Origin of the sequence: Sphingomonas phoenicis, assembly GCF_047238005.1 — a bacterium.
Classification (GTDB): domain Bacteria; phylum Pseudomonadota; class Alphaproteobacteria; order Sphingomonadales; family Sphingomonadaceae; genus Sphingomonas.
Genome location: NZ_JBDFMC010000002.1, coordinates 664,112 through 677,870, shown reverse-complemented (window position 1 = coordinate 677,870; position 13,759 = coordinate 664,112). Strand labels below are relative to the sequence as shown.

Annotated in this window: 13 protein-coding genes; 4 read left to right on the top strand and 9 right to left on the bottom strand. The window is 70.3% G+C overall.

What is annotated here, in order from left to right; genetic code table 11:
- Positions 1–1,389 carry a glutamate--tRNA ligase gene (gene gltX / locus ABC319_RS04215; RefSeq protein WP_413071606.1) on the bottom strand — a complete coding sequence of 463 codons (1,389 nt, stop codon included), beginning with the start codon at positions 1,387–1,389 and terminating at the stop codon, positions 1–3.
- Positions 1,390–1,630: 241 nt separating this feature from the next.
- Between gltX and ABC319_RS04210 the strand changes: the two genes are divergently transcribed.
- Positions 1,631–3,706, top strand: a complete 2,076-nt coding sequence (locus ABC319_RS04210; RefSeq protein ID WP_459565474.1) for a ComEC/Rec2 family competence protein — start codon at positions 1,631–1,633, stop codon at positions 3,704–3,706.
- On the opposite strand, the gene lexA is transcribed toward ABC319_RS04210, so the two are convergent.
- The 6 genes from lexA to ABC319_RS04180 are packed head-to-tail and all read right to left on the bottom strand — an operon-like array spanning position 3,667 to position 8,419.
- A complete protein-coding gene (gene lexA, locus ABC319_RS04205) occupies positions 3,667–4,368 on the bottom strand; it encodes a transcriptional repressor LexA (protein ID WP_413069030.1) in 702 nt (233 codons plus the stop codon). The genes ABC319_RS04210 and lexA overlap by 40 nt on opposite strands.
- A gap of 56 nt (positions 4,369–4,424) precedes the next feature.
- Positions 4,425–5,606 carry a molybdopterin molybdotransferase MoeA gene (locus ABC319_RS04200; RefSeq protein WP_413069029.1) on the bottom strand — a complete coding sequence of 394 codons (1,182 nt, stop codon included), beginning with the start codon at positions 5,604–5,606 and terminating at the stop codon, positions 4,425–4,427.
- Positions 5,603–6,073 carry a cyclic pyranopterin monophosphate synthase MoaC gene (gene moaC, locus ABC319_RS04195; protein ID WP_413069028.1) on the bottom strand — a complete coding sequence of 157 codons (471 nt, stop codon included), beginning with the start codon at positions 6,071–6,073 and terminating at the stop codon, positions 5,603–5,605. Before moaC ends, ABC319_RS04200 begins: the two co-directional genes overlap by 4 nt.
- The gene (gene trpC, locus ABC319_RS04190; protein ID WP_413069027.1) at positions 6,070–6,846 is read right to left on the bottom strand and encodes an indole-3-glycerol phosphate synthase TrpC; all 777 of its coding nucleotides are present in this window, start codon (positions 6,844–6,846) and stop codon (positions 6,070–6,072) included. The genes moaC and trpC overlap by 4 nt, the downstream gene beginning before the upstream one ends.
- Positions 6,843–7,838 carry an anthranilate phosphoribosyltransferase gene (gene trpD / locus ABC319_RS04185; RefSeq protein WP_413069026.1) on the bottom strand — a complete coding sequence of 332 codons (996 nt, stop codon included), beginning with the start codon at positions 7,836–7,838 and terminating at the stop codon, positions 6,843–6,845. Before trpD ends, trpC begins: the two co-directional genes overlap by 4 nt.
- Positions 7,835–8,419: an anthranilate synthase component II gene (locus ABC319_RS04180; protein ID WP_413069025.1), complete on the bottom strand. Its 585-nt coding sequence runs from the start codon at positions 8,417–8,419 to the stop codon at positions 7,835–7,837. Before ABC319_RS04180 ends, trpD begins: the two co-directional genes overlap by 4 nt.
- 86 nt (positions 8,420–8,505) lie before the next feature.
- On the opposite strand from ABC319_RS04180, the gene ABC319_RS04175 reads away from it, so the two are divergent.
- Positions 8,506–8,925, top strand: a complete 420-nt coding sequence (locus tag ABC319_RS04175; protein ID WP_413069024.1) for a hypothetical protein — start codon at positions 8,506–8,508, stop codon at positions 8,923–8,925.
- Positions 8,926–8,932: 7 nt separating this feature from the next.
- Here the strand turns inward: ABC319_RS04175 and ABC319_RS04170 are convergent, their stop codons facing one another.
- Both ABC319_RS04170 and ABC319_RS04165 read right to left on the bottom strand, forming a co-directional pair.
- Positions 8,933–10,444: an anthranilate synthase component I family protein gene (locus tag ABC319_RS04170; protein ID WP_413069023.1), complete on the bottom strand. Its 1,512-nt coding sequence runs from the start codon at positions 10,442–10,444 to the stop codon at positions 8,933–8,935.
- Positions 10,428–12,371 (bottom strand): peptidylprolyl isomerase, encoded by a 1,944-nt coding sequence (locus ABC319_RS04165; RefSeq protein WP_413069022.1) that lies wholly within the window; start codon positions 12,369–12,371, stop codon positions 10,428–10,430. Before ABC319_RS04165 ends, ABC319_RS04170 begins: the two co-directional genes overlap by 17 nt.
- A gap of 96 nt (positions 12,372–12,467) precedes the next feature.
- On the opposite strand from ABC319_RS04165, the gene tpiA reads away from it, so the two are divergent.
- Together tpiA and ABC319_RS04155 are read left to right on the top strand one after the other, a co-directional pair.
- On the top strand, positions 12,468–13,211 hold the full coding sequence (tpiA, locus tag ABC319_RS04160) for a triose-phosphate isomerase (protein ID WP_413069021.1): 744 nt from the start codon (positions 12,468–12,470) through the stop codon (positions 13,209–13,211).
- Between the two features lie 78 nt (positions 13,212–13,289).
- Positions 13,290–13,757: a hypothetical protein gene (locus ABC319_RS04155; protein ID WP_413069020.1), complete on the top strand. Its 468-nt coding sequence runs from the start codon at positions 13,290–13,292 to the stop codon at positions 13,755–13,757.
- Positions 13,758–13,759: the final 2 nt, after the last annotated feature.

Below are 13,759 nucleotides of genomic sequence, written 5' to 3'. Positions count from 1 at the left end.
TTAGATGTCGTTCCCGTCAGCCATGCGGTCGGCGATCCGGCCGAGGCTTTCGGAGCGCCCTAGAAGGGCGAGAACGTCGAAGATGCCGGGCGACGTCTTGCGCCCGGTCAGGGCTGCGCGCAGCGGCTGTGCGACCTGGCCGAGCTTGACGCCCCGCTCCTCGGCCACGCGCCGTACCGCAGCTTCGAGATGCTCCGTATCCCAGCCGTCGGTCGCGTCAAGCGCCGCATGGACCGCAGCGAGGATCGCCGGCGCGTCGCCCGCCAGCAACGGCAACGCCGCTGCATCCATTTCGAGCGGCCGGGCGGCGAAGAGGAATGCCGCACCGTCGGCAAGCTCGTTCAGGTTGGCGGCGCGCTCCTTCAGCGCGGGCATCGCGGCGGTGAGCAGCGCGACATCCGGGTCCGGCAGCCGCTTGGCGATCAGCGAGGCCAGCCGGTCATCGGCAGCCTCGCGGATGTATTTGCCGTTGAGGTTCTCCAGCTTCTTCAGATCGAAGCGGGACGGAGACTTGCCGACGGCGTCGAGGTCGAACCAGGCGACCGCCTGTTCACGGCTGATCTTCTCCTCGTCGCCGTGCCCCCAGCCGAGCCGGAGCAGATAATTGTCGAGTGCCTCCGGCAAGATGCCGAGCTCGTCGCGATACGCCTCGATCCCCACCGCGCCATGCCGCTTCGACAATTTGGCACCATCGGACCCGTGGATCAGCGGTATGTGGGCGTAGACCGGCAGCGGCCAGCCATTGGCGGTGTAGATCGGAAGCTGCCGGAAGGCGTTGTTCAGATGGTCATCGCCGCGGATGACGTGAGTGACGCCCATGTCATGGTCGTCGACTACAACCGCCAGCATGTAGGTCGGCGTACCGTCCGACCGGAGCAGGACCAGATCGTCCAGCTCGGCATTCTGCACGGTCACGCTGCCTTGTACCCTGTCGTCGATCGTCGTCGCGCCGTCGCGTGGCGCGCGGAGCCTGACGACGAACGGAAAGTCGGCCGGGCCTTCCTCCACGGCGCGGTCGCGCCACGGGCTGCGAATGCGCAGCGGCTGCTTCGCGGCCTGTGCCGCCTCGCGCTGGGCGGCGATCTCCTCGGCGGTCATGTAGCAGCGATAGGCGTGGCCGTTCGCGACCATCTGGTGGGCGACATCGGCATGCCTGGCGCTGCGGGCGAACTGCATGACGGCATCGCCGTCCCAGTCGAGGCCGAGCCAGCGCATGCCGTTCAGGATTGCGTCGACAGCTGGCTGGGTCGAGCGCGCTCGATCGGTATCCTCGATCCGCAACAGGAAGCGGCCGCCGTGATGGCGCGCGAAGAGCAAGTTGAACAGCGCGGTGCGGGCACCCCCCAGATGGAGGAAGCCGGTGGGCGATGGGGCGAAACGGGTGACGATCGCGGCACCGGAGCCGGTGCTGGCGGTCGTGGTGGTGGCGGCCGACGGAACGCCGCCTTGATTGGTTGTTGCGCCCAAGCGCGCATGCTCCCAGACTTGATGATTGATGGCCGGTTCAGCCGCGGAAGCCCCTAGCACGCGCCCTTGGGGACGACAAATTGCGCGCGTCGTCGCGGCGCGGGATGGTGTGGAGCGCTGGCTGGAAGCGGAGCGCGACCAGTTGCCGCTGTGGGTGCCGGTCATGTTCGGGACGGGTGTGGCGGCATGGTTCGTCCTGCCGCGCGCACCGCAATGGGTCGCGGCCACGCTGCTCTGCCTGGCGGCGAGCGCCGGCGCGACGGCAGTGGGCCGGGGCGGGCGGTTCGCCCGGGTAATCGCCGTGGCCGCACTCGCGGTGGCGGCCGGGCTCGTTCTGGCCGGATGGCGAGCCGAGCGAGTGGCGGCACCGGTGCTGGCTCGGCCGATGATTGCGACCTTTACGGCCCGCGTTGAACGGGTCGAGCCATTGGTGGCGAGAAATCTGGTCCGCCTGACCCTCATTCCCGCTGGGAAGGCGGAAGACGGACGTGGGCGGCAGGTCGATCTTCCCGGCAGGATGCGCGTCAACCTGGCCGTTGCCGACATGCCGGCGGCCCTGGGCAACGACGGGGTGGTACGGTTGCGCGCGCGGCTGATGCCGCCGCCGACCGCGGCGGTTCCCGGCGCCTATGACTATGCGCGGGTCGCATGGTTCGCGCAGATCGGCGCGACGGGGCGGGGCTTCGCGCCTGTCCAGGTGATCGCCGCCGGCCGTTCGCAACCGGGATTGCGCGCGGCGCTTACCGCCCACATCCAGGCGCGGCTGCCCGGCAGCGCGGGCGGCATCGCCGCGGCGCTCGCCGCCGGGGACACGGGCGCGATTGACGAGGAGGATGCGGAGGCGATGCGGGCGGCGGGTCTGGCGCACCTGCTGTCGGTCAGCGGGCTGCACATCACCGCGGTCGTGGGCGCGACGATGCTTCTGGTGTTGAGCGTCCTGGCGCTGTTCCCCCCGCTTGCGCTACGCTGGCGACTGCCGCTGGTGGCCGCGGCGGCCGGGGCGTTGATGGCCATCGCCTATACCCTGCTGACCGGGGCCGAGGTGCCGACGATACGGTCGTGCGTGGCGGCGCTGCTGGTATTGGCGGCACTGGCGCTGGGACGAGCGGCGATGACGTTGCGACTGGTCGCCGCGGGGGCGATGGTCGTGCTGGCAGCATGGCCCGAGGCCCTGGCAGGGCCGAGTTTCCAGCTGTCGTTCGCGGCGATCACCGCGATCGTCGCGGTGCACGATCATCCCGCCCTGCGACAGATCGCGGATCGACGCGAGCGGGGCTGGCGGCGGCCGGCACGAGCGCTGGCGATGCTGCTGATCACCGGCGTGGTGGTGGAGGCGGCGCTCATGCCGATCGCCGTCTATCATTTCCACCGCGCCGGATTGTACGGCGCCCTTGCCAATATCGTCGCGATCCCGCTGACGACGTTCATCATCATGCCACTGGAACTGCTCGCCCTGCTGCTCGACGTCGCAGGGCTCGGTGCGCCGGCGTGGTGGGGGACGGAACAGGCGCTAGCGCTGCTGCTATGGCTGGCACGGACCGTTGCGGCGGCGCCGGGGGCGGTCACGGCGTGGCCGGCCATGCCGGACGGTGCCTTTGCCGCGATCGTCGCCGGTGGGCTGTGGCTGGCGCTGTGGCAGACGCGGGTGCGCCGGTGGGGTGTCCTGCCGCTGGTGCTAGGCATCGCGTGGGCGATGGCGACGCCGGTGCCGGACCTGCTGGTGACCGGCGACGGCCGGCACGCGGCGATCAGGACGGCGCGGGGTGAGGTCGCGATCCTGCGCGACCGCACCGGCGACTACATGCGCGACGTTCTGGCGGCGAACGGCGGCACGGCGACCGAACCGGTGCTGATGGCCGAGACGCAAGGGGTTCGATGCACGCGAGACCTGTGCCTGGCCACCATCGACGACCGCTGGCGCATACTGATGACGAGGAGCGCCGACATGGTTCCCGCCGGCGACCTGATCGCAGCATGCCGGCAGGCCGATGTCGCGGTCAGCGAACGGCGACTGCCGGGCGCATGCCGGCCACGCTGGCTGAAGCTGGACCGCGAGACGCTGGCCCGCACCGGGGGAGTGTCGGTCACCTTCGCGACCGGCCGTGTCGTCACCGTGCGCGACCCCGGCGACGAGCATCCCTGGATCGATCCACCACGAACCGGCGCCGCGCCGATCCCGTCGGCGCAGTCGCCCGCCGGTCAGTCGTACCGGCGGAGCAGGCCCGACAGCTTGCCCTGAATGCGGACCTGCTGGGGTGCGTAGCGCTGCGGATCGTAGGAGCGGTTGGCGGGATCGAGGCGAACCATCGTGCCCTCTCGCCGGAAGAACTTCAGCGTCGCCTCCGCCTCGTCGATCAGGGCCACCACGATCTCGCCGTCGCGCGCGACCTCTGTCCGGCGGACCAGCGCATAGTCGCCATCGAGAATGCCCGCCTCGACCATCGAATCGCCGGAGACCTCCAGCGCGTAATGATCACCCTGGCCGAGCAGCGCCGCGGGTACCGACAGCATCGTCGATCCCTCGAACGCCTCGATCGGGACACCGGCAGCGATGCGGCCATGCAGCGGAATTTCGACGACATCGTTCGCGGGAGCCCGCGAATGTTGAGGAAGTTGCGACTGACCACCAACATTGGCACCACCAACGTTGACGCGGCCACGTGCCTTCTTCTCGACCTTCTCGGGCCGGTCGGGCATCCGCAGCACCTCCAGCGCGCGAGCGCGGTTCGGCAAGCGACGGATGAACTGCCGCTCCTCGAGCGCCGAGATCAGGCGGTGCACGCCGGATTTCGACTTCAGGTCGAGCGCCTCCTTCATCTCCTCGAACGAGGGGGAGACGCCCGTATCCTTCAGGCGATCGTTGATGAAGCAGACCAGTTCGTGCTGCTTGCGCGTGAGCATGCCGAGCCTCCGTCGGGGAACAGACGAGGAACCGATATGGAACAATCCGGCTTGCGTCAAGCGATCATCAGGATTTCCGCCGATTCGCCGGCGATCGCCGCCGGTGCACACGCCGCCCGGATGACGAGGCACGTCGAACGGGCCAGGGTCAGGAGCATCGAGCTGTCCTGAATGGTCGAGGCATAGGCGCGGCCATCCCGCAACTCGGCACGAAGATAATCGGTCCGGCCGCCATTGGCGGGCAGATCCTCGCCCAGAATCGCGTGGCCGATCGCGGGCAGCGGATCGGCCGCACCGGCCAGCCGCGCCACGAGCGGCAGGACGAACAGGGTGGCGGTGACGAAGGCCGACACCGGGTTGCCCGGCAGGCCCAGCACCAGCATGTCGCCGCGTCGCCCGGCCATCATCGGCTTGCCGGGACGGAGAGCGATGCGCCAGAAATCGATCGCGCCGCCCGCCGCCTCCAGCGCGGGCCGGACCAGATCATGGTCGCCCACCGACGCGCCGCCGGTCGTGACGAGCAGATCGGCATCGACGGCGGCGAACGCGTCGCGCAGCACGTCCAGCCGGTCGGGCAGAATGCCGAGATCGATCAGGTCGACCGGCAGCGCCATCAGCATCGCCGCGAGCATCGCGCCGTTGGATTCGGGCAATGCGGCGGGATCGTTCGCGGGGCCGGGTGCGACCAGTTCGTCGCCGGTAGCGGCGATGGCGACGCGAATCCGGCGGCGGGCGGGCAAATCGGCGACGCCGCCGGTCGCAGCGACGGCGATGCGAGCGGGCGTGAACCGGTCGCCGGCCCTGATCAGCAGATCCCCGGATGAGAAATCGAGCCCCCGCGGGCGCACATTGCGCCCGCAGCGGAGCGGTCCTTCTCCGGTCAGGGTCAGGGCGTCGCCATCGCGAGCCGCCTCTTCCTGGATCAGCACCGTGTCCGCGCCGGACGGCAGCGCCGCGCCGGTGAAGATGCGGGTCGCCTGGCCGGGCAGGACGGTGCCGGCGAACGGGCGGCCGGCCGCACTTTCGCCGATCACCTGCCAAGGGCCAGGCATGTCGGCGAAGCGGATGGCGTAACCGTCCATCGCCGAGAGGTCGGCGGCAGGCTGTGTTCGCCGCGCCAGGACATCGTCTGCCGCCCATCGTCCCGCCGCGCCACGAATGGGCACCCGTTCCGGTGCGACCGGCGTGACCAGCGCGAGCAGGCGTGCCTGCGCCTCGGCGACCGGGATCAGCGTCATGGCCGCTGCCAGTCGCCCGACTTGCCCCCGGATTTGGCGACGACACGGACATCGTCGATCACCATGTGGCGATCGACCGCCTTCACCATGTCGTAGACCGTCAGCAGCGCGACCGTCGCGGCGGTAAGCGCCTCCATCTCGACACCGGTCTGGCCGGTGGTGGCGCAGGTCGCGGTGACTTCCACTCCGTCGTCGAGCAGCGCCAGATCGATGGCGACGCGCGTCAGCGGCAGGGGATGGCAGAGCGGGATCAGGTCGGCGGTACGCTTCGCCGCCATGATGCCGGCGACGCGAGCGACCGCGAGGACATCTCCCTTCCTGGCACCGGCGTCGCGGACCAGGGCGAGCGCCTCTGCCGACAGGATGATGCGTCCGCGGGCGGTAGCCTCCCGCGCGGTCGCAGCCTTGGCGCCGACATCGACCATGCGGGCGGCGCCACTCTCGTCGAGATGGGTAAGGCCGGTCATCCGATCAGGGCGCGGGTCGCCGCCTCCACGTCGGGCTGACGCATCAACGCCTCGCCGATCAGGAAGCAGTGGACACCCTGCGCGGCCAGTGCGTCGAGATCGGCGCGGGTCGACAGGCCGCTCTCGGCAACGAAGGTGCAGTCGGCGGGAGCCAGCGCCTTCAATCGGGCGGATCGCCCGGTATCGATCGAGAAGTCACGCAGGTCGCGATTGTTGACGCCGATCAGGCGCGACCGGAGCCGGAGCGCCCGCGCCAGTTCGGCCTCATCATGGACTTCGATCAGGCAATCCATGCCCTGATCGATCGCCGCCGCCTCGATCTCGGCGAGCAGCCCGTCGTCCAGCGCGGCGACGATGAGGAGGATGGCATCGGCGCCGATCGCCCGCGCCTCTACCGCCTGCCACGGATCGATCGTGAAATCCTTGCGGAGGACGGGGATCGAGACGGCCGCGCGCGCCGCGACCAGATAGGCGTCGGCACCCTGGAAATAGTGCTCGTCGGTCAGCACCGACAGGCACGCGGCGCCACCGGCCTGATAGGCGGCGGCATGGGCGGGCGGATCGAAATCCGGGCGGATCAACCCTTTGGAGGGACTAGCCTTCTTCACCTCGGCGATGAGGGCATGTCCTGCCTTCGCATCGAGGGCGGCGCGAAAGCCGCGCGGCGGCGACGCTGCGGCGGCGCGGGCCGACAGATCGGCGAGCGAAACGGCCGCGCGGCGGGCGATCACCTCGTCCCGCTTGGTGGCGATGATGGTGTCGAGCATGGTCATGCGAAGGCGATCCAGCGATCGAGCAGGTCGTCGGCCGCCCCGGTGTCGATCGATCCGGCGGCGATCGCGACCCCTGCGGGTAGATCGTCGGCGGTTCCGGCGAGAACGAGGGCGGCGGCGGCATTCAGGAGGACGGCGTCCCGATAGGCGCCGGTTTCGCCGCGGAGCAGCGACCGCAACGCCAGCGCGTTGTGCGCCGCATCGCCGCCGCGGATCGCCTCCACGGGATGGCGCGGGAGGCCGGCATCCTCGGGAACGATGCGGGTGGGCATCGCCGCCGATCCCACGCAGCGGACGATGGTGGCGCCGGCACCCGAAATTTCGTCCAGGCCCTCCTCGCCGGAGACGACGATCGCCGCCTCGGTACCGAGCTGCGCCAGCGCCTCCGCATAGACGCCGGCGTAGTCGGGACGCGCGATGCCGATCAGCTGGCGCCCCACGCGCGCTGGATTGGCCAGTGGGCCCATCAGGTTGAAGATCGTGCGTCGACCGATGCGGCGGCGGATCGGTGTGATGCGGACCATCGCGGGATGATGGTTGGCGGCGAACAGGAAACAGATGCCGAGTTCGGCCAAACTCTGCTCCGCCGATGCCCCGGCGGCCATCATGTCGAGACCGAGCGCCTCCAGCGTATCGGCCGCCCCCGCCTTCGACGATGCGGCGCGGTTGCCGTGCTTGGCGACGGGGACACCGGCGGCGGCGACCACGAGCGCCACGGCGGTGGAGACGTTGAGCGTGTGATGCCCGTCGCCCCCGGTGCCGCAGACGTCGATCGCACCCGGCGGGGCGGCGATCGGGAGCAGCCGCGCACGCAGCGCGCGGGCGGCCTCGGCGATCTCGATCGAGGTCTCGCCCCGTTCGGTCAGCCCGATCAGGAAGGCGGCGATCGCGTCCTCGCCGGCACGCCCGTCTAGAATGTCGGCGAACGCCGCCCCCGCGCTTTCCCGCGACAGGGGGGTCGAAGGATCGGGCAGCAGCGCCAGCGTGGTCATGCCGGCTCCCGCACGGCCATGCCGGCATCGCGCATGAAGTTCGCGAGCATGGCATGCCCGTGTTCGGTCGCGATGCTTTCGGGGTGGAACTGCACGCCGTGGATCGGCAGCGTCGCGTGGCGGAACCCCATGACCATGCCGTCGTCCGCCCGGGCATTGACGAGCAGCGTGTCGGGAACGTCGTTGACCACCAGCGAGTGGTAGCGGGTGGCGGTGAACGGCGTCGGCAGTCCGGCGAACATGCCGGTGCCATCGTGCAGCACCGGCGATGTCTTGCCGTGCATCAGCCCGCCACGCTCAACCCTGCCGCCGAAATGCTGCCCGATCGCCTGATGGCCCAGGCAGACGCCGAGCAGCGGCCGCCGCTCCGCCGCGCATGCCGCGACCAGATCGAGGCTGACCCCCGCCTCGTCGGGCGTGCGCGGGCCCGGCGAGATCAGGAACGCCTCCGCCCCGGACGACAGCGCCTGCCCGGCGGAAATAGCGTCGTTTCGGACCACCTCGACCTCCGCCCCCAGTTCCTGGAGGTAGTGGACGAGGTTCCAGGTAAAGCTGTCGTAATTGTCGACGACGAGGATCATGTCGGTCGCCATAGCCGCCTGAAACATTCCCGCAACCCGGAGCCGCGATGCCGGATGTACGTTGTAGCCCGAGAAGGAGTAACCCGATGCGTATCGCCCTGCCGCTGAGCCTGATCCTGCTGACGACGCCGCTGGCGGCGCTGGCGCAGCAGAATGCCGACGGGTCCGCGAGCGGACGGCCGCCGCAGCGCGTTCGCAGCGTGACATTGACCGGCGATCAGGCGTGTCCCAAGTCGCAGGGCGACGAGATCGTCGTCTGCTCGCGCAACGACGAGCCCTATCGCATTCCCAAGGCGTTGCGCGACACCGGCCCCATCGCGGCGCCCAACCAGAGCTGGGTGAACCGCGCGGCGGACATCGACCAGACCAGCCGCGTCGCCGGCGGCCTGCCGAATACCTGTTCGCCGATCGGCACGGGCGGGCAGACCGGATGCGGCGTGCTGGCCGCGCGGCAATGGGCGGCGGAGAAGCGTGCCCAGCGTAGGGCAGACGAGTCGGTGCCCTGACGGGCGGTTATTGACCGACGTCGCTGTCGCGCGCGCGGGACACCGCCTCGCGCGCGGCGGCGAGTATCGCGCCGGCCTTGGCCTCGCATTCCCGCTGTTCGTAGGCGGCCGTCGAATCGGCGACGATGCCGGCGCCGGCCTGGACGTGGATCATGCCATCCTTCACGATGGCGGTGCGTAGCACGATGCAGGAATCCAGCGATCCGTCCGGCGAGAAATAACCGACGCCGCCGGCGTAGGGGCCGCGACGCTCCGGTTCGAGTTCCGCGATGATCTCGCAGGCGCGGACCTTGGGCGCGCCGCTGACCGTGCCGGCCGGAAAGCCGGCGAACATCGCATCGAGCACGTCACGATCGGGCGAGAGGCGGGCGGTGACGTTCGACACGATGTGCATCACGTGGCTGTAGAGTTCGACCGTGTAGCTGTCGGTCACCCGCACGCTGCCCGGCGCCGCGGCACGGCCGGCGTCGTTGCGACCGAGATCCAGCAGCATCAGGTGCTCCGCCCGCTCCTTCGGATCGGCGAGCAGGCTGGTGCGGTTCGCCTCGTCCTCGCTGGCGGTCGCGCCGCGGGGGCGGGTGCCGGCGATCGGGCGTACCGTGATCTCGCCGTCGCGAACCCGCACTAGGATTTCGGGACTGGAGCCGATCAGCGCGAAGCCGGGCAGGTCCAGATGGTAGAGGAAGGGTGAGGGATTGATGCGCCGAAGCGATCGATAGAGCTCGAAAGGGGGAAGCGCGAAGGGCGCGGTGAAGCGCTGCGCGAGCACCACCTGGAAGATATCGCCGGCGGCGATGTACTCCTTGGCGGTATCCACCATCGCGGCATAGCGCTCGGGCGCGACCGCCGGCGTGTAGACCGGCTCCGGCTCGACGGCGCGGACGGGTGCGGGCAGGGGAGCGGCGAGCAGGCGGGCGGCGACGGCGTCCAGCCGCTCCTCCGCCGCCGCGACGATCGTGGCGGGATCCCTGTCCGCGTCCGGCCAGACGGGTGCGACCATGAACAGCGCGTCGGCAAGCCGGTCGAACACCAGCAGGACCGTCGGGCGAACGAACATCATGTCGGGCAGGCCGAGCGGATCGGCGACGGGTTGGGGCAGCTTCTCGACCAGGCCGACGGTTTCGTAGCCGAAATAACCGACAAGGCAGGCGAGCGCGCGGGGCAGGGCGGCCGGTACCTCCGCCCGACAGTCGGCGACGAGCGCGCGCAACGCGTCGAGGGTGGGAAGGGCGCAGGCGCGGAAGGCGTCCCGGTCGTGCGCCCAGTCGGCGTTGATCTCCGCCCGCTGCCCGTGCGCGCGGAACACGAGATCGGGGGCGAGACCGATCAGGCTGTAGCGGCCGCGGATCGCGCCACCCTCGACCGATTCGAGCAGGAAGTCGCCACGGCCGGGCTCGATCAGGCGCAGCGCGGCGGCGACCGGCGTTTCGGTATCCGCGATGCGTCGACGCCAGACGAGCGCCGGCCGTCCCGCCGCGAGCGCCGCCGTCGCCTGGTCCCGATCAGTTATCGGAGCCACCCTGGCCGGCCAGTTCAGCCTTCAGCTTGGCCATCGCGCCGGCATCGGTCTTCACGCCGACCTGCATCCGCGCGGCGCGGGCGAACTGCTGCACGAACTCGTTGCCGGTCAGACGGCCCAGATCGCGCCGCACGCCGGCGATCGCCGCCGGGTTGGACGCCGGATCGACCTGCTGCGTCGCATCGAGCCGGACGACAAGCCAGCCGCTGCCGTCCGGTGCCTCCAGCACGCGGGTGGAGCGGGGGGTGATGCTGAACAGCGTTGCCATCGCCGGATCGGGCGATTGCTGGCGAGAGAGGTCGGCACGGGTGCCCGCGAGCGTCCGGACCTGACCCGAACCGTTGCCGGCGATGGCCATCGCCTGCGACAGCGGCGTCCCCTTGTTGACGGCAGCGAGAACCTGCGCGGCGATCCGGCGTGCCGCCTGCCGCTTGCGATCGGCGATCAGGTCGGCGGTCACGCGGTCGCGGATGTCCGCCAGAGGCCGCGGGGCGGCCGGCGTCACCTGACCCACGGCGATGATCGCAAAGCCGCCGTCGGCGCCGGTCTGGACGAGCTGCGGCGCATCGCCCTCCGCGGCGGAGAATGCCGCGGCAAGAAGCGGCCGAAGCGCCGGATCGGGCTGCCCCGGCGCGGTGGGATCGATGCCCTCTGCCGTCAGGGCGGGTGTGGAGCGCGGCTGGAGCTTCGCATCCTTCACCGCCTCGTCGAAGGTGGCGCCGCCACCCAGGCCGTCGTCGATCTTGTCGTACAGGGTGGCCAGAGCATCCGTGCCCTTGCGCTGGGCGATTTCGGCGACCAGCGCGGGGCGAACCTGATCCAGGGTGCGGGCAGCGACCTGTTCGACCGCATCGACACGGGCCACGGCGAAGCCGAGCGGGCTGCGGATCGGCCCGATCACGGCGCCGCGCTGCGCCGCGAAGGCGGCATCGGCGACGGCGGGCGACGACTGCGCGGCGAGCGCCGCCTTGTCGAGCGACGTCAGCGTGGCGGCCTCCAGCCCGGCGGCGCGCGCCGCGTCCTGCAACGAGGCACCGCCGCGGACACGCGCGGCAAGGGCGTCCGCACCGGCCTTGTCGGCAACGATGACCTGCGACACCGTACGCTTCTCGCTGGCCTGGTAGGTGGCGCGGTTCTGCTGATAGGCTTGGGCGATCTCCGCCTCGGTAGGGGTAACAGACGCCCTGACCTGCTCCGGCGTCACCAAAGCATAGCGGAGCGAACGGCGTTCCGGCAGACGGTAGCGGGACAGGTTCCGCGCGTAGAACGTCTGAAGTTCGGCCGCCATCGGCGCGGGACCGGCCGGCAGCGCCGCGGTCGGGATGAAGCCGGCCTGACCCTGGCGACGCTCCAGCAGCAGCGCGGCGTAGGGACGTGCCACCTGTTCGCCGATCAGCGATGCGCCGACTGTGGGGGCGGTGAGCTGCTGCGCGAGCAGTTCCAGCGCGATATCCTTGCGGATGCCCGCGTCGGTCAACCGCCGCTCGGCCAGGATCCGGCGGTACAGATTCTCGTCGAACTTGCCGGTCGGGCCCTGCAGCGCGGGGATGCTGGCGATCTGGCCGTCCACCAGACGCTTGCTGACGACCATGCCCTGGTCACGCCCGAACACCGCCAGCGAGGTGGCGGCGATCATGCGGTCGAGCGCCTGCTCCAGCGCACCCGCCTGAAGATAGGCGGCCATGTCCGCGGTCGGTTGGGTGCGGCGGGCGGCCGCGACCTCGTCGGTGGCCCGCTGGCGCAGTTCGCCGACCGTGATCTCTTCCGACCCGACCTTCGCGACGTCGTTGCCGCCCAGGCCGCCTGCCGACCCCGCAAGGTTCGACACGTCGCCCGCGGCGAAGGCGAGGGCGATCACCCCGAGCACGATGAAGGTGACGACGATGCCGACCCTGGAGTTGATGACACGGCGAAAGAAGCTGAGCATGGACAACCGTTCGAAAGCGAATGCGCAGCCTTAGGAGGGTGGCGCGCCCGCTTCAAGACACGCTAGGGCAGCGGCAACGGACGACAGGAGACGGGAATGCGGCGCAAGCTGGTGGCGGGCAACTGGAAGATGAACGGGTCGATCGCGGCGCTTGCCGAACTGGACGCGATCGCCGCGGCGGCCGCGGCGGCACCGGGGATCGACGTCGCGATGGCGGTGCCGTTCACGCTGATCCATCCCGCCGCCGAACGCGCGCCCGGCCTGGCGATCGGTGCGGAGGACGTGCACGAGGCCGAGGCGGGTGCGCATACCGGCTGCGTTTCCGCCGGCATGGTCCGCGAGGCCGGCGCCAGCTTTACGATCGCCGGCCACTCCGAACGCCGTGCCGACCAGGGCGAGACCAGCCACGATGCCTGGGCCAAGGCGGCGGCGGCGCGGCGGCAGGGCCTGTCCGTGATCCTGTGCTGCGGCGAGACGGAAGCCGAGCGCGACGCCGGCCGGGCCGAGCGGGTGGTGCAGGCGCAGATCGAGAAGTCCGTCCCCGATCACGCCGATGGCAGCTGGTTCACCCTTGCGTACGAGCCGCGTTGGGCGATCGGCACCGGACGCACGCCGACGCTGGACGAGATCGCGGCGATCCATGCGATCGCGCGCGCCAAGCTGCGCCACATGATCGGCGATGCCGCCGGCGGCGTTCGCATCCTGTACGGCGGATCGGTGGTCGGGACCAATGCACGCGACATACTGCGTACCGAGAATGTCGACGGTGCGCTGGTCGGTGGCGCCAGCCTGACCGCGGCCAAGTTCGTACCGATCATCGAGGCGGCTGCCCAGGCCTGATCCCCGCAGGGCAGGACCGTTCCGGATCAATCGGCGTGCCGGGGCGTTCGCCGATCGACATCGATCGGGGAGTGACGAATGCTGAAGAGGGTTATGATTCTGGCCACCGTGGCGGGTGCGATGCTCGGTGGCTGCTCGAGCGGCGTGGAGGAAGTCGCCAACAACGAGCTGACCTTGCGCAATCTGACGGAAAGCAATCTGGCCGTCCCGGCAGGCGAGCGCGACTTCCGGCTGAAGGGTACGGTGATCCCGACCCCCTCCGACACGCGGTCGACCTATTACCTGCTTCGCGAACGGCGGGCGATCGGTGGCAACATCATCGCGATCCTTCGCGAGGAGCGCGGCGACCGGATCGTCTATGCGCGCGCCGAGGTGGATTGCGCCCAGCGGCGGTTCCACATCCTGGGTGTCGGATCGTCGCGCGCCACCGCGGAAGTGGCGCGTACCCCGGACGGGCCACTGCGATCGATGGACGGATTGCCGCTGCGGCAGGATCTGGGCGTCTTCATCTGCGCGCGGTCCGGAACGCCGCTCGCTCCGGCGTGACC